This window comes from Haloferula helveola (genome assembly GCF_037076345.1).
In the GTDB taxonomy this organism is placed as follows: Bacteria; Verrucomicrobiota; Verrucomicrobiia; order Verrucomicrobiales; family Akkermansiaceae; genus Haloferula; species Haloferula helveola.
Genome location: NZ_AP024702.1, coordinates 439,908 through 456,261 on the forward strand (window position 1 = coordinate 439,908; position 16,354 = coordinate 456,261).

11 protein-coding genes are annotated in these 16,354 nt (G+C 63.6%); 8 read left to right on the forward strand and 3 right to left on the reverse strand.

Translation table 11 applies throughout. The features are described from left to right. From smpB to HAHE_RS01395, 3 genes are all read right to left on the reverse strand, one after another. Positions 1 to 459 carry an SsrA-binding protein SmpB gene (gene smpB, locus HAHE_RS01385; protein WP_338687906.1) on the reverse strand — a complete coding sequence of 153 codons (459 nt, stop codon included), beginning with the start codon at positions 457 to 459 and terminating at the stop codon, positions 1 to 3. Positions 460 to 499: 40 nt separating this feature from the next. Then, positions 500 to 706, reverse strand: coding sequence for a DNA-directed RNA polymerase subunit omega (locus HAHE_RS01390; RefSeq protein WP_338687909.1), 207 nt, complete (start codon positions 704 to 706; stop codon positions 500 to 502). A 179-nt stretch (positions 707 to 885) separates the two neighbouring features. Then, positions 886 to 1,281 (reverse strand): DUF3147 family protein, encoded by a 396-nt coding sequence (locus tag HAHE_RS01395; RefSeq protein WP_338687910.1) that lies wholly within the window; start codon positions 1,279 to 1,281, stop codon positions 886 to 888. A gap of 43 nt (positions 1,282 to 1,324) precedes the next feature. On the opposite strand from HAHE_RS01395, the gene HAHE_RS01400 reads away from it, so the two are divergent. The 8 genes from HAHE_RS01400 (at position 1,325) to HAHE_RS01435 (ending at position 16,265) form a co-directional block, all read left to right on the forward strand. Continuing rightward, the gene (locus HAHE_RS01400) at positions 1,325 to 2,137 is read left to right on the forward strand and encodes a hypothetical protein (RefSeq protein ID WP_338687912.1); all 813 of its coding nucleotides are present in this window, start codon (positions 1,325 to 1,327) and stop codon (positions 2,135 to 2,137) included. Between the two features lie 33 nt (positions 2,138 to 2,170). Beyond that, positions 2,171 to 2,854, forward strand: coding sequence for a paraquat-inducible protein A (locus HAHE_RS01405; protein ID WP_338687914.1), 684 nt, complete (start codon positions 2,171 to 2,173; stop codon positions 2,852 to 2,854). After that, positions 2,851 to 3,477 (forward strand): paraquat-inducible protein A, encoded by a 627-nt coding sequence (locus tag HAHE_RS01410; RefSeq protein ID WP_338687916.1) that lies wholly within the window; start codon positions 2,851 to 2,853, stop codon positions 3,475 to 3,477. The genes HAHE_RS01405 and HAHE_RS01410 overlap by 4 nt, the downstream gene beginning before the upstream one ends. Continuing rightward, positions 3,474 to 5,120: an intermembrane transport protein PqiB gene (locus tag HAHE_RS01415; protein WP_338687917.1), complete on the forward strand. Its 1,647-nt coding sequence runs from the start codon at positions 3,474 to 3,476 to the stop codon at positions 5,118 to 5,120. Before HAHE_RS01410 ends, HAHE_RS01415 begins: the two co-directional genes overlap by 4 nt. Before the next feature lie 28 nt (positions 5,121 to 5,148). After that, complete coding sequence (locus HAHE_RS01420) at positions 5,149 to 5,781, forward strand: PqiC family protein (RefSeq protein ID WP_338687918.1); 633 nt, start codon at positions 5,149 to 5,151, stop codon at positions 5,779 to 5,781. A 198-nt stretch (positions 5,782 to 5,979) separates the two neighbouring features. Then, the gene (locus tag HAHE_RS01425) at positions 5,980 to 12,090 is read left to right on the forward strand and encodes a hypothetical protein (protein ID WP_338687921.1); all 6,111 of its coding nucleotides are present in this window, start codon (positions 5,980 to 5,982) and stop codon (positions 12,088 to 12,090) included. An 82-nt stretch (positions 12,091 to 12,172) separates the two neighbouring features. Beyond that, the gene (gene ndk, locus HAHE_RS01430) at positions 12,173 to 12,604 is read left to right on the forward strand and encodes a nucleoside-diphosphate kinase (RefSeq protein WP_338687924.1); all 432 of its coding nucleotides are present in this window, start codon (positions 12,173 to 12,175) and stop codon (positions 12,602 to 12,604) included. Positions 12,605 to 12,743: 139 nt separating this feature from the next. Then, positions 12,744 to 16,265, forward strand: coding sequence for a WD40 repeat domain-containing serine/threonine protein kinase (locus tag HAHE_RS01435; protein ID WP_338687926.1), 3,522 nt, complete (start codon positions 12,744 to 12,746; stop codon positions 16,263 to 16,265). Positions 16,266 to 16,354 lie beyond the last annotated feature (89 nt).

The window sequence follows — 16,354 nt, forward strand, 5'->3', positions numbered from 1 at the left end:
TTACTGGCGATTGAACCGCGCGACCTCACGCTGGGCTTCACGCAGCTCGACCCGCTTCTTCAGGTCGTGGCGTTGGTCGGTATGCGACTTGCCCTTGCCGACACCGAGTTCGACCTTCACCCGGCCGTTCTTCCAATACATCCGCAGGCAGGGCAACGTCGAACCCTTGGCCTGAAGCGCGTGCTCGAGGGCTTCAATCTCCTTCTTGTGGAGCAGCAACCGCCTGGGGCGCCGCGACTCGTGCTGGAAGAAAGCCCCCGCGGTCTCCCACGGCTGGATGTGGCAGCCGTAGAGAAAGATCTGCCCGCCCTCGGGACGGGCGAAGGCGTCGGCAATGTTCACCTTGCCGGCACGGACCGACTTCACCTCGGTGCCCTTGAGTTCGACGCCCGCCTCGTAGGTGTCGCCGATATGAAAATCGCGACGCGCCTTGCGGTTGTTGGCGATCTCGTTGCTCATCGCCGTGATGGCCCCTCGGGGGCTTCGCGGATTGACCCGCTCACATGTTCACGCCCTCACCGGAGAGCTTGATCTTGCCCTCGATGATTTCCTGAAGCGCGATATCGGCGGCTCCCATGCTGGGAACGGTCGGAATCAGCGGCGAACGGCCGCTGTTGAGTTGGCGGACCCGCTTGGAAACCATGTTGATGAGAACAAGGGGGTCACTGACGACTTCGGATGCCTTCTCGACAAGATCGCTTTTCATGGGTGTGCCTGCAAACCGGGAATGGGGCTTCGGCTGCTCGATGGGAATGATGTTGTCTGGAGACATGCCGCGCCGTCCGGTCCTCCACGACCGGAGGGCGCGAGAAACCAGAGAACCAGCCTTTTGGCAAGCCGAAACCGGTCCTAATCCTCAGAAATCCGAGATTCCAGACCTCACCCTCACTTTGGCATCAAATCCGTGCCAAAATGGCGCAGTATGACCACCGTCAGCCAGAAGCAGCCGATCGTGATCAGGCAATTGGCTCCCAGCGCCGGCCAGAAGCCCCAACCGGAGCGTAGCATCCATGGCAGGATCAGGAACATCGGCAGGGTCGGCAGGACGAACCAGAAGGTCCCCTCGGAGTGATTCGCGATGCGGTCGGAGGACTGCTTTTCGACATTCATCCAGACCATCGCGATCAGCGAGGTGAACGGCAGCGCGATCAGCAGGGCCGAAAGACGGTCGTTCACCACCTGGATCTTGGTGACGAACAGGATGACCAGCGCCGTGACGAGCAGCTTCACCACATCCATCGCGCTGAAGCTGAAAACTTTCTCCCAGGGAATCTTGCTCATGGTCCTACTTGCGACCCCCCCAGCCTGCGGATAAGCGTTAGGCATGCAAGTGCTTCGTTTCTCCTGCCTGCTCATGCTCGGCATCGCCTCGTGCGGACCCGCCGCTCCTCCCGAGGCCCCGCCGGCCGCCAGCAGTTCGCTCAGTGCCGCCCAGAAGAACGCGATCGGGAAAAAGATTTGGCAGAACGAATGCGGTGGCACGGTCGATGGACTCACCACCTGGAATGCCGGAGAGGAATTCCCGTCGCTCGGCATCGGCCACTTCATCTGGTATCCCGCCGGCTTCAACGGCCGCTGGACCGAGTCGTGGCCGCAATTTGTCGCCTACGCCCGGAAACACGGCGTGCAAGTGCCCGAGATCGGCACCCGCGCCGACGCCCCTTGGTCGACCAAGGCGCAGTTCCAGGCCCAATTCAACGGTGCCGAGATGAGCGGCCTGCGCCGCTGGCTCGCCTCGAACGTCACGCTGCAGACCGACTTCATCATCGCCCGCTCGCAGGCTGCGCTGCCGAAGATCCTCGCCGCGGCCCCTGCCGCCGACCGGGCCCGGATCAAGGCGAACTACGAAAAGGTCGCCACCACCACCAACGGCACCTATGCCCTGATCGACTACGTCAATTTCAAGGGCGACGGCACCAATACGACCGAGCGCTACAACGGCCAGGGCTGGGGGCTCCTGCAGGTGCTTCAGGGCATGAAGAACGTCCCGTCGGGCCAAGCGGCCGCCGCCGAGTTCGCGGCCTCCTCCAAACGCGCGCTCGACCGCCGCATCGCCAACTCCCCTCCCGCCCGCGGCGAGTCCCGCTGGCGTGCGGGCTGGCACAACCGCTGCGATACCTACGCCCGATCTCTCTGACTCCGAGCTCTTCGCTCAAAGTTCCAGGCTAGCATGCGTCGCCACCACCATGGACTCCCCTGGCCCCGCAGGGACCGCGACGAGCAGGTCGCGTGCGAGTTCTGCGATGCCGTGCAGCCCGCGCCGCGGTTGAGGGAAGGCGAAGGCGCCTACTGCGGCAATTGCGGCGAGCTTCTCTATCAGAACCGCCCGAGATCGCTGTCGCGCGCGACCGGGTTCTCGATCGCGGCCCTGATCTTCATGCTGCTCGCCCACAGCTTTCCCTTCCTCACGATGTCGGCGGCGGGCGCGAGTACCAAGCTGAGCCTGATCCGCTGCGCGCGGGCGCTCTCGCACGATGGCGACGTGCTCCTTTCCTGGCTGTGCATCTTCTTCACGATCATCGCCCCTCTCGCCCTCGTCGGCAGCCTTCTCTACATGAGCGCTCCCCTGCTCTACGGACGCGCCTTGCCCGGCGCCCTGCAAATCGCACGCTGGTTCCAGCGCTCCGAGCCTTGGGCGATGCTCGAGGTCTTCCTGTTAGGCTTCATCGTCTCGCTACTGAAGCTCGGACACCTCGCCGAGATCCATTTCAACATCGGCCTCTGGTCACTGGTCGCCCTCGTGATCTGCATCGCCGGCGCGACCGCCGGCATCGACCGCCGCGAACTGTGGGACCGGCTCGAGTTGGCCGTCGATCCCGCTCCAAAACCCGAACCCGTGGACCGAGCGGGATGAAGTCGGAACCGGTCCGTTTCGCCGCCGACCTCGGGCTCGCTTCCTGCCACACCTGCGGGAAGCTCAGTCCGGTGAAGTCCGGGCATTGCCCGCGCTGCGGAAGCGGCCTGCACCTCAGGAAACCCGACAGCCTCGCGCGCACGCTCGCTTTCCTCCTCGGCTCCATCGCCTTTTACATCCCCGCCATGTCGCTCCCGGTGATGAACGTCAGCGGACTCGGTGGCGGTGAGCAGAGCACGATCCTATCGGGCGTCGTCACCTTCTGGGAAATGGGCTCCTATCCGGTTGCGATCATCATTTTCACGGCGAGCGTGCTGATCCCGATCCTCAAGATCGCGGCACTCGCCTGGCTCTGTCTCGCAGCGACCGGCCGCTTCAGCGGCACTCACAAAAAGATGGCGCTCACCTATCACATCACCGAACTCGTCGGCCGCTGGTCGATGGTCGATGTGTTCGTGGTCGCCATCCTCGCCTGCCTCGTCCGGCTCGGCAATCTCATGACCATCACTCCCGGCCCGGCCGCTTTATCCTTCGCGGCCGTGGTGATCCTGACCATGCTGTCGGCGATGTCCTTCGACCCGCGGTTGCTTTGGGACCAACGCCGCGCCACCCCCACTCCATGAGCGAGTCCTCCAACGAACTCCAAGCGACCGTCCGCAAGCGCCGCCGTCTGAGCAGTGTCTGGCTGGTGCCGCTTGTCGCGCTCGGTCTCGCAGGCTGGTTGATCTGGAAGAACCGATCCGACCTCGGACCACTCGCCATCGTTTCGTTCGAAACCGCCGAAGGCATCTCGGCGAACAAGACCGAAGTCCGCTGCCGGTCGGTCAAGGTCGGCATGGTCGAGAACGTCCGTCTCGCCGATGACCTCGGAAGCGTCGACGTGGATCTCCGTATCGCGCCCACCTACTCCGAGTTGCTGCGCGACGGCACCCGATTCTGGGTCGTGCGACCACGGGTATCGACCAGCACGGTCTCGGGCCTCGGAACCCTCATCACCGGTGCCTACATCGAACTGGACCCGGGTGAAGGCGGAGCTGCCGCCGAATTCTTCACCGGCCTCGAGGAGCCGCCGGTCACCGGCGCGAACGTGCCCGGACTCCGCCTCAGCCTCGTCGCCAAGGACGCCGGGTCGCTGAGCGTCGGCTCGTCGATCTACTACCGCGGATTCGTCGTCGGCCAGGTCGAGCGCAGCAGCCTCGATGTCGATGCCCGGCGGGTCCGCTTCGACGTCTTCATCCGCGAATCCTTCGCTCCGCTGGTCCGCACCGGAACCCGATTTTGGAACACCAGCGGGTTCGACGTGAGCGCCGGCGCGGAGGGTTTCAAGTTCAAGACCCCGTCGGTCCAGGCGCTCGTCAGCGGAGGCGCCAGCTTCTCGACTCCGACCGAGTTGCTCGCGACTCCCCCGGTGGAGAACGGTGCTGTCTTCACCCTCCATCCGGACGAGAAGGCAGCCATCGATTCCACCTTCGAACCGGACCGCAGGCTGCTGCTTCTGTTCAACCAATCCGTGCGGGGCCTCCAACGTGACGCTCCGGTCGAGTTCAGAGGCATCCCTCTTGGCCGGGTGGTCGACATTCCGCTCGCCCTGGCCGAACCCGGCGACCAGCGGATTCCTGTGCTGATCGAGCTCGACACCAAAGCATTCCGGCAGGCATCCGCCCGCTTGCCCGACGATGCGATCGACTTTGCCAAAGCCGTGGAAGCGGGACTTCGGGCGCGCCTGGCAACCGGCTCCCTCATTACAGGAGCGCTTTACGTCGACCTCGACATTTTCCCGGACGCCGAACCTGCCAAACTCGAGAAACGCGGCGAGTATGACGTGATCCCGACGCTCTCGTCCGGCCTCGCCCAGTTGGAGGCGAAGCTGAATTCCATCCTCGCAAAGATTGAAGCGCTTCCTCTCGACGACACGCTTACGAAGTTCGGCAATGCCGCGGACGAAGCGGCAACGACGCTGGCGGAGTCGCGGCAGAGCCTTGCGAAGCTTGAGGAGACACTTGGCGAGATCCAGACCTTCGTAGCCGCTGATTCCACCCAGCAACTTCCCGAAGACCTCAGCAACACGCTTGCTGAACTGAAGACATCGATCGAGTCCCTTGGGCCCAGCGGTGCGGTCCAAGGCGATCTCCGCCGCACGCTCGACGAACTGCGTGCCGCCCTGCGCTCCTTCGAGTCCCTTTCCAACACGATCGATGAGAAACCGAACTCGCTGCTTTTCGGACGCGACTCATCCGGTGACCCGATCCCGAAGGCTCGTCGCTGACGCTCCTCGCCCAATGATCCAATTTCCAATGCCAAGTTCCAAAACGAGCCGCTCCGACTCCAAACCCGCCAGTGCCCGGATTTCTTCGTTTTGGCATGGCTGCTTGGTCATTGGAAATTGCTGCGCCCTTTTCATCGCGCTCGGTTTCCTGAGCGCCTGCGCCCCCGCCAAGCAGTATTACCTTCTGACTCCCGAAGGACCCGCGCCATCCGGCGGCGGAACCGGCATCGGAGTCGGACCCGTGGCGCTCGCTGCCTACCTCGACCGTCCCAACATGGTCTTCCAGCAAGGCGGCAACCAACTCGCGCTTGCCGAGTCCCATCGCTGGGCTGGTGATCTGGAGGACAACATCTCATCGGTGGTCGCCGCCAATCTGGGGCGCCGCATGAATACCGGCAATGTCCGCAGCTATCCGTGGGCCGACGACAGCGACCTGCGATACCAGATCAGCATCGACATCCGCCAACTCCACGGCACGCCTGACGGAGATGCTTTCATCGAAGCCGCGTGGCGCGTCTACTCGCTGCCCGACCGCCGGATGACGACCACCAAGACCTGGTCGGGCCGTGAACCGATGCAGGCCGACGGCTACGATGCCCTCGCCGCCGCCGAGTCACGCCTTCTCGCCCGCCTCGCCAGCCAGATCGCTGCGTCGCTCTAACGGAGTGGTGCTTTTCAAGCGCCATGACCAGTGCCGAGCGGATTTCAACCGCCCCGCGCCGGTGGCTCGAAACAGTCCCATTGACCGCCGAATCGGCTGGGTCTACAAGCGAGTCATACCCATAGCTCTCCATGCGCCGTTCGCCTTATCCGGCAAACGTTCGCAATGAGCCGTGGGGGCAATAAACCCCCTCCATCCATGAAGCCCCACTTGCGCGCGCTTATCGCCGCCACTCTCGTTTCTTGTGCTCTTGGCGACACTTCCACCTCCCCGCCCGTCCTCCAACTCGCCAGCGGACTCCCGGGCCAGCAGGTGCGATTGGGCTGGGCATCCGAAGCAGGCCTCCGCTACTCGATCGAGCGCTCGGAGGTTCTTGGAGCGGGAAGCGACTGGAGCGTGGTCGCGATTGTCGATTCGACCGGTGCATCGAGTGAGTGGACCGACCCGCTGCCGACGAAAACGCGGGCCTTCTACCGAATCGTCCAACCGCAGGCCGAGGTGTTTTCAATTGCCGAGCCCATCCTTGCATCAACCGGCGGAGCGCTCGTGATCCGGGGCCAGTGCATCCCCAACAATTCCTTCCTCACCCTCGACATCGACGGACTCGGCCTGGCCTCGGCAGCGCTTGTCGCCAATGGTGCCGGTGAATGGATCGCGACCTTTCCCGGTCCCTATGCGCCGGGCGCCCTCGTTCTCTCGGCCGAGATCATCGATGGCGGCGGCAGTGTGCTCGCGCCCGTGGACATCGGAATCACGATCACCGAGACCGGCTTCGCTTCCGACGCGCCACCAAATACCCTGCCACCTGCGGCGCCGTACCCGATGGGCGCATCGATCCCCGTCCCCGGTGTCGGGGTCGTCATCAAGAAGCACCCGGGAAACAGTGCCGCCCGCAACGGCGTGGACGACGACTGCGACGGACTCGACGACACGTCACTGAATCCGCTCGCCGCCTCGATCCCCGTACCGGGAGTCGGCGTGGTGGTGAAAAAGGGCAGCGGGGGGAATGCCCGGCGCGATCAGGACGACGACGGCGACTGCATCCTCACCGCGCCGGAATACTCGTCCGCCGTGCGATTGCGCCCGGGCCAGAACGGAATGCCCGGTGAGGTCTCGCTCGAATATGACGCCATCACGCTCGTAAGCCCGGCAGGGCCACCGGTTTCCTGGATGATGTGCTATCGCTCGATGGCGGAAGTAAGCTCCGGCCACGGATCAGGCTGGGACTTCGCCTACAACATCTCGATCGACGCCACTTCAAACGTCGCGCCGGTTCTCCGGGTGCGGGACGGCAGCGGCCGCAACGACGAGTTCCGGCGGGCGAACGACGGCACCTACAGCGCCGATGGCTTTTCGCGGGTTGGCGAGTTCGTCGGCGATGTCTTCACGCTCACGTTCGCAAACGGTGGCACCTGGACTTTCCATCCCGTCGACGGCTCCACGACCAGCGGGAAGATCGAGACGATCACGGACCCCAATGGCAACACACTCACCTGCACCTACGACCCCTCCGGACAAATCAAGGAGGTCGAAGACGGCTTCGGCCGTGATCTCGGCGTCGCTTGGTCCGGGAATCGGATCATCTCGATCACCGATCATACCGGACGGAGCGTATCGTTCACCTACTACGGCGCCTTGGAGAGCGGCGGATCGGAAGGAGATCTGAAGTCGATCGGTTGCCCGACGGAATCCGGGCTTGCCCCTCTCGCCGGCGACACCGTGTTTACCTACTCCACCGGCACGGGCATTTCCCGCCTTGATCACAACCTGCTGTCCATCACCGATGGTGCCGGACGGGTACTGGAATCATTCACCTACGCGGCGACCGCCAACTCGCGGGCGCTTGAGTTTGACTCGGTTGTTGCTCACAGCGCGCATGTGCTGCCGGCCAAAACCGAGATCAGCCATTCGATCGTCGCGGGTCGCCACGTGGTCTATGACAACGACGAACTCGGCCGCGTCACCGAGGTCCACTTCGACCGCCTGCATCGCCCGCTCGTCTGCCGGTCGCACACCGGCTTTCACCCCACTCCTGGCAGCGCGGTCGCCCCTTCTGATTTCCCGCTCCCTGGCAAGCTCCGCAGTTCGGACCCGGAGTTCTTTGAAACCACCTGGACCTACAACGCGGACTCGAACGTCAGTTCGATGATCGCTGCCGACGGTTCCGGGATGCTCACCACCTACGAACAGGATCTCAATCCCCGATGCCCGGTCATCGAACGCGGCAACGCACGCGTTCAGACGCTCGTTTCCTCGCTTGGCGAAAAGCGCAGCATCACCATGCGACACGAGCCCGGCTTCGGCACTCCGGAGTGCGCCCGGCCGGGCAACCCCATTGGCGGGCTTCTGGTCAAGGGAGGCAGAAACCCGGGAAGCAGCCCCTCGTGCCGCCCCGGCAATCCGATCGGAGGACTCAACATCAAGGTCGGCAAGAACCCCGGCGGAAACTACTCGGGAAGAAGTTCGGCATCCGGCACGACCACCCGCCGCCGCGTCGAAGTGCTGAAGTCGAACAAGCAGGGTGATCCGAATGCCAACCGATACGACTTCGGCAGCTCCGGTCACACCACCCGCCGCCGGGTCGAGGTTCTGAAATCAAACAAACAAGGCGACCCCGACGCCAACCGCTACGACTTCGGCACGGCTACGCCCGGTCACTCCACCCGACGCCGTGTCGAGGTGCTGAAGTCGAACAAGCAAGGCGACCCTGATGCCAACCGATACGACTTCGGTTCCCCTTCCCTATACGCCGGAAAGAAAGGCTACGATGCTTACCAGGTTAGAGCCGACATGGGGCCTGCCGGAGCGTTTTCCGAACACGTCGACGACGACTGCGACGGTTCGGTCGATGACAGCCCGATCGACACGTTCACGTGGACCCAGACCTCCGGTCCATACTCCCGGCTGAGCAGCCTGACCACTTCGCACGGTCAGACCTTCACGTGGGCCTACGATGCCAATGGCAACTGCATCGCCGCCCAGTCGCCGGTCACGGGAGGAGGAGCGATCTACCTCCACGACGGGCTGGGCCGTCTGACCGAAATCACCATCGGCAACGGAGCAACGGGCGAATTCCACGACACACTGACCTACGGACCGGACGGCTACCTCCAGTCGTATACCAAAGACAGCACCGCCGGTGGCAGGAATCTCGTCACGGCTTTCGAATACGATGCGCTGGGTCGCTGCACGCGGATCGTGGATCCGATGAACGACGATTGGTTGCTCGACTGGAGCGCCCTCGACGTCTGCACCAAGACGCAGTCACCGCCCGTCGCCGGACAGCGCATCGCCACCGACTTCGTTTACGATGCGTCGGGCCGGCTGGTCCGGTGCGACATCGAACACCGTGACTCGACCGGAGCTCTCGATCCCACCAACCCCGCCTACTCGACCTTCTGGGTTTATGATTCCCGCGGGAGACTGTCTCGAATCGCGGACGAGGATCGCCCCACCGACAACACCGGCCTCCTCGAGCCCGACCCGCTCACGGTCGACAGCTTCGCCCTGACGGACTTCACCTACGACGATGCCGGCCAGCTCCGGCGTGCCAGCACCCCGGCCGCGAACCGGGGCCAAGCCACCGATTCCGCCGTCGACCTCACCTATGACGAACGCGGACTGCTTCACCACGTGATCGCCGGCGGCAGCGGCAACCCCGACGCGGTGACCACCGAATACGACTACGACACGCTCGGCGCCTGCGTCCGCGAAGCCTGCCTCGCCCCCGACGGAGGGGAAACCTTGTACGGCTACGACGGCTACCATCGTCGTTCGTCCGTCACCGATGCGATGGGCAACGAAGCGGTCTTCAGCTATGACGAAGGTGGCCGGATCACGACCTCGATCTATGGCGAAACCAGCGACGTTCCGGGAAGCACCAACAACACGCTGCTGGCGCGGACTACCGCGGAATACGGCAACAACGAGAACTGGGACTTCGGCGGCGGAACCGATTTGAGGCGAAGGTTCATAGCCCGGGGAATCAAGGCCGAGGTCCGGCGATTGGTAGACGTGAGCGGATCGAGGAAGAAGGACGACGGCAGCGGTTACAGGATGCCGACCGTTGCCCGACCCTGCCCCCGCGACCGACCCTTCCGCTGCGGTGACGGCTCCTGCCGGGCCTTCTTCGACGTCTATCAGGAGGACGACGTGATCGAGACCGAACGCTTCTCGCCCGGTGACAGCCCGCCGTTCGATACCGAAACGCTTGTGCTCGACCGGTCTCCCGCCGGACTCCTGATGAACGTCACGCTCAACGGCGATCTGCTCGACTCCTTCACCTACGACAGCAACGGTGCCTTGAGTTCGATCTCGAACTCGGCCCGCACGGTCGACTTCAACCGCGATGGGCGGGAAGACATCGTGCTGTGTACCGTGAACAATGTCATCAAGGTCACCCTTCCTCCGCCCAACATGGCACTGGTACACACCATCAGCCGGAATGCTCTCGGCAGAGTCACAGCCGTCACCGATGGCGCGGGCAATGCGAGCACCTTTACCTACGACTCTCTCGGGCGCGTCACCTCCGAGACCGCACCCGGCCGTGCTCCTGTCACCTTCGCTTACGATGGCACCGACGCGACTGGCGACTACACCGTGGTCTCCGCATGCGACATCGACAACACCGGCGCGGTTCGGGAAAACGGGCGCTACGTCCTTCGCGCCGGTGTCCCGCTGAGCTTCACCGACTCGAACGGTTACTCCGGCGGCTTCACCTATGACGGCCTCGACCGCCTGACCCGCTGCGACTACCCCGACGGCACCTACGAGGAGTTCGATTATGACTCGCGGGGCATCCTCAGCAGCATTCGCCACAGGGACGGCAGCACGACCAACCCGCTCTCCGATCCTTTGACCCACATCAAGCGGATCAGCCACACGAGCCCCCCTCCCGGCGTCGTCGCAAGCGGCGACATCTTCTACGAATACGATGGCCTGGGCCGCCTCGTCAGCGCGTCACAGGATTCGTCGCTGGTGACGATGACTTGGGATTCGATCGGCAATCCGACCAGCGAAACGAGCAACGGCCTCACCGTCTCACGCACCTTCAACCATCGCGGCCGCACCGGCGTCACCTATCCCGACTCGACCTCGGTCAGCGAAGCCCGCAACGAACTTGGGCAACTGACCGACGTCGGCGGCAACCTGATCCGCTACGTCGGCACACGGATCTACCAGACGGAGCAAACCAACGGCGTCATCACCACCTACTCCTATCGAGGAGAAGGCGACACCTCGCCGCCCGGCGACGCGTCCTACGGAAGTTGTGTCCGGGTGACCGCGGTCCATGGCACCACCACCCTGGCCGACACCTTCATCCAGCACTCGCCCGACCAGCTCGTCACCGAAGCCCATACCCTCTTCTCGGCCGATGTCACCGGCCCGTCCCGGACGAGAACCTATGGCTACGATGGACTCGGACGACTCACCAGCGCACTCACCCAGCGGCGAGAAACACTCGGCGGCGCCGTCCAGACCGAGAGCGATATTTCGTACACTCTCGATACCGCGGGCCGTCGCCTCGTCACGACGGGCGGACGGTATTCCGGCAGCTATACCCAAGACTCCGCCAACCCGCCCGGTGACCATCAGGCGGGCCAGTACACGACGTGGCCCGGCGGCAATCTCGAATGGGACGAGCGGGGCAGCCTGACGTTGCTGGGTGACGGCCCCGACTACATCGATTTCGACAGCGACAACGACGGCCGCCTCGTCGCCCTCAACGATCCTGCCGTCGGCACCCCGATTGTCGGCTACACCTACGACGCCCTCGGCCGTCTCTCCACGCGCACCGAATACGACAACGTCAACGGCCTTCCTCCCGTGACCACCTCCGTGGTTTATGACGGAACCACGGCGGTGCAGGAACTCGACGACCCGAATGGCACCGGCCAACTCTCGGCGGCACTCACGTTCGTCTGCGACGACGGCGGCTTCAAACACTGCATCTCCACCCGCAACGGGACCTACTATTACCCCATGAACACCTCGTCGAGGCAGACGCCGGGGTATCTTCGCGGCATCAAGATCAACCTTGGTCTCGGACTCACCTCCAACACCGGCGCCGTGCTCGAGCGCTACGATCAGGATGAAGCGGGTGAGCCGCTGCTGCTCGACCCGGACGGCCAGACCAAATCGAGCGGCATCGGCCCGGTCCGCTGGATGGCTCCGGAAGCGATGAAGGAGAAGAATTACTCGGTCTTTATCGGCTCGGGCGGCAGCTACAGCAGCCAGCTGCGGGCCGATGTCACCGTCGAGAAATTCCATGTGCGGCAGGATTTCGGCCCCGTCCAGACCCGCCCCTGAGGCCCGACGCATCCGAAATCGCCCCCGCCCGGGCACCCGAAAGGGCTTGCCAGCCGGGGCCCCGCCACCTACCTCCCCGCCCATGGCTCTCGAGACCACCCTCATTCTCTTCAAGCCCGACGCCGTGTCCAAAAGCCTCGTCGGCACCGTCCTCGCCCGCTTCGAAACGGAAGGCTTCAAGATCCGCGGCCTGAAGATGATGGCCCTCAGCGACGAAATCCTCGCCGAGCACTACTCGCACATCGCGGACAAGCCCTTCTTCCCGGACGTTCGCTCCTTCATGCAGGAGACCCCGGTGATCGCCCTGGCCCTCGAAGGCGAAGGTGTCATCGGCAAGGTCCGCGACCTTCTCGGTCCGACCGACTCGAAGGAAGCCGCACCCGGCACGATCCGCGGCGACTTCGGCGACAAGGAAGGCGACGCCAAGATGCGCAACGTCTGCCACGCTTCCGACGGCCCCGAAGCGGCCGCCGCCGAACTCAAGCGCTTCTTCAACGACGGCGAGGTCTTCTGACGCCGCGCCGGTCCCGGATCGGCACGCCAATCTCTCCAAAAGGCCGCTCTCTTCCGGGAGCGGCCTTTTTCGTGCACCCGCTGCGACCCGATTCTAGGCCTTGTTGTCGGCCCCGGGGCTTCCGTAGAGTCCGGAACCTATGAAAGCCGCGTCCGTTTGCCCCGATTGCGGATCGCCGCGCCAGTCCTCACCATCGGGTGACTTCTGTCCGGCATGCAGTCTCGCTGTCGGGCTCCAGGGGCTCGATGAACCCCAGGAGGAAACAATCGACGAGATCGCGGAGAAGCCGGGCGACACGATCGGGCGCTTCGAATTGGTCGAGGAGATCGGCGAAGGTGGCTTCGGTGTCGTCTTCCGCGCCGTACAGCACAAACCCGTGCGGCGCACGGTCGCCCTGAAGGTCATCAAGCCCGGCATGGACACCCGGGAGGTGGTCGCCCGATTCGAGGCCGAACGCCAGGCACTCGCCCTGATGGACCACCCCCACATCGCCAAGGTCTACGACGCGGGTACGACCAACTACGGCCGCCCGTTCTTCGCCATGGAAATGGTCGAAGGCCTCCCGCTGACAACCTTCTGCGACCGGCACCGCCTTTCCATCCGTGATCGTCTCCGCTTGTTCGTGAAGATCTGCGGCGGCGTGCAGCACGCTCACCAGAAAGGCATCATCCACCGCGACCTCAAGCCGAGCAACATCCTCGTCCATCCCGACGACAGCGGTGAGCCCTGCCCGAAGATCATCGACTTCGGAGTGGCCAAGGCGATCGGTATCGAGCTTACCGAGCAGACTTTCTTCACCATGTTCGGCCGTCTTGTCGGAACCCCGGAATACATGAGCCCCGAGCAGGCGGAGCTCAACGTGGTCGATGTCGATACCCGCAGCGACATCTACTCACTCGGCGCCATCCTCTACGAACTGCTGACCGGCTCCGCTCCCCTCAGCCGCGACCAGTTGGTCAAAGGCGGCTACGACGAGATGTGCCGCCGGATCCGGGAACAGGAACCCCCGCGACCTTCCAGCTATGTGGCGACTCTCGATCCGGAGAAGCGGGATGCGGTCGCAAAGCGCCGCGACACCGACGGGCCGCGACTCCAAAGAAGGCTGAGGGGCGACCTCGACTGGATCGTCATGCGAGCCGTCGAGAAAGATCGGACCCGTCGCTATGAAACCGCGCAAGGCCTCGGCCTGGATACCGGCCGCCACCTCGAAGGCCTGCCGGTCACCGCCGGGCCGCCAAGCACCAGCTATCGAGTCGGAAAGTTCGTCCGGCGACACCGGGTCGGCGTACTCGTTGCCAGCTTCGCCATCCTCGCCCTGATCGTCGGCACTGTCGCCCAGCGATTGGCCTACCTTGAGAACAAACGCCTCGCAAAAGAGGCTGCCGAGAAGGCGATTGAGAACGAACGCCTCGCCAGAGAAGCGGCGGAAAGGGCGGACGAGATCAAGAGGGAGTTGAGAGAGAAGCTCATCCTATCCGCAAGGAACAACCGGACCGCACGCGACGAGGGCTGGCTTCGGGATGCTCTCGACGGCATCCGGCAGGCATCGGAGATCGAACTCGGTGAAGATCTCCGAAACGAGGCCTTGGCCTGCCTGGCCGGCACCGACATGGAGAAGAACGACCTCGGGGTCGATCTCGCCAACCCGCAGACTCCTGTGACATTCAGTAGAGACCATCAGCTCATCGCGGTCGCCCGCAGCAATGAGCAGATCGAGATCCTCCGGCGATCCGATGGAGAAAAGTCCGCTCCATCTTTGGTCGGCACCGTTTCGACCGGGCTTCCCATCAGGAACAGCCAATTGACGTTCGCGGGCAAAGGGGATCGCTACCTCATCATTGCCACGGACCCCGCGCTTCATCCAAAGCTGGAAGTCATCGATCTCCAATCGGGTGAGGTATCCCTCCCCGCAACCGAGATCGCCCACCACTCCTACGACCTGCTGCCCGGGCACCGGGGCCTGGTGATAGGGAAGCCCGACTCCCTCATGTTCGTGGACTGGACCGGCGAGCCGGTGGACGAACCACTTCCACTTTCCAGACCTCCCCTTTCGCTCTCCCTGAGCCAGGCAACCGGACAACTGGCAGTCGGCTTCAGCAGCCCTTCCGGCGAAGTCCCGGAGGGAAGCCTCTCGATCTTCAATCCCCCCTACGAAACTTCGCAGCCACGCAGCAGATCCTGCACCGAACCCTGGCTGCTTCAATGGAGTCCGAGAGGAAAGTATCTCGCCATCGCGGACGCTGAAAAGTCCCTGGTGGTCTGCGAACCCGACGTGCCGAATAGCGACGAACCGCTGACGGGGCACCAGACGCGAATCTGTTGGATGGCCTGGGGTCCGGAAGAACGTCATCTCGCCACCGGAACCCGGTCGGACCGGAAAATCATGCTATGGGACACCTGCCACTGGCAGAAGCTCTGTTCCCACAATGCTCTCGCCGGAAACTTTTCTTTCGCATCGGACGCAACCCGGCTCGGCCCGGTGGTGGCCAACCGCGAACTCTTCACCCTGGCGATACGCAACTCCAAGGTTTGCCACCACGCCGTCGGCCATCGTGGCCATGGAGGCATCGTGGCCTCCGCGTGGGACTCCCATGTGTCGCCGAGGAGCACTGATAAGAAGAACGACCACTACAGTCTCGCCTTCGCCACCGCCGGTGACGACTCCGTGATCATCTGGAGCCGTGATGGAACCCCCCTCGCCACCTTCAAGAACGATGTGACCAAGCCTGCGGGTCTCGCCTTCTCCGAGAAGCAGTTCTACATCGCCGGGGAGGAAGGAATCGTACGCAGAAGCCTGTCGACCACCGACCTGACAGCCTCCATGCTCGGCGGCCGCGAACTCGATGCATTCAACCGATACCGGGCTTTCGGCATCACCCCCTGCGTGATGCATGTCGGACCGAAACAACGGTTCAGTGATCTTGAAGGCTGCCGTCAACTCGACCTGACTCCGGACGGGCGATTCCTTGTCACCGCCAGCAACACCGGGATCTGGGTCGTCAACACCCGTGACGAAACGAAACGGCTTATCGACAACGCTCCCCCGGACACCCGTTTCGACATCGACTCGGAAGGCCACTGGCTCGCCATCGCTGACGGCAAGGCTGCCAACGGAGTCAGCGTTTATCCGTTGCCCGCGAGCGGAGATGCGTCCGCCGACAACGGCAAGCCGTTCAAGTTCCTAGATGCCCCGGGAACCACGGTGGTCGAGTTTTCCCCCGACATGGAGGGAAACGGGGTGCTGCTCGCCACCGGTGACTCGAAGAACTACCGCTTCTGGAGCGTCAATGACAACTTCAAGGAGAGGACGGAACTGACGATCCCGAACGAGATGTATGTGCGCCCGCCGCGAATGGTTTTCAGCCCCCGAAGCACCGCTGTCGCCTTCTCCTACGAGGAAGACAAACTGCAGGTTCGCAATCCGCGCACGTCGCCGATGGATGTCCTGACCATGCCGAGTTTCGACAGTCAGTGGCCGCTGGCGATCAGTAGCGATGGCGCCCTCATCGGCACTGAGGGGCACGACGGGTTACTCTACATCTGGGACCTGCGGGCGGTGCGCAAAGAGTTCGACAGACTCGGGATCGACTGGACCAACATGGAGAAGTTCAAGACACCGCTCGACATGCGGATCCTGTTCAAGGTCATCGTCCAGCCCTGACGGTCGAAACGGGTTCCTCCCTTCGAAACGGTCAACCGGCCGTGCCGAACGTCGTTCCGGGCTGAAACGGCGAATCCCGAACTCTCTTC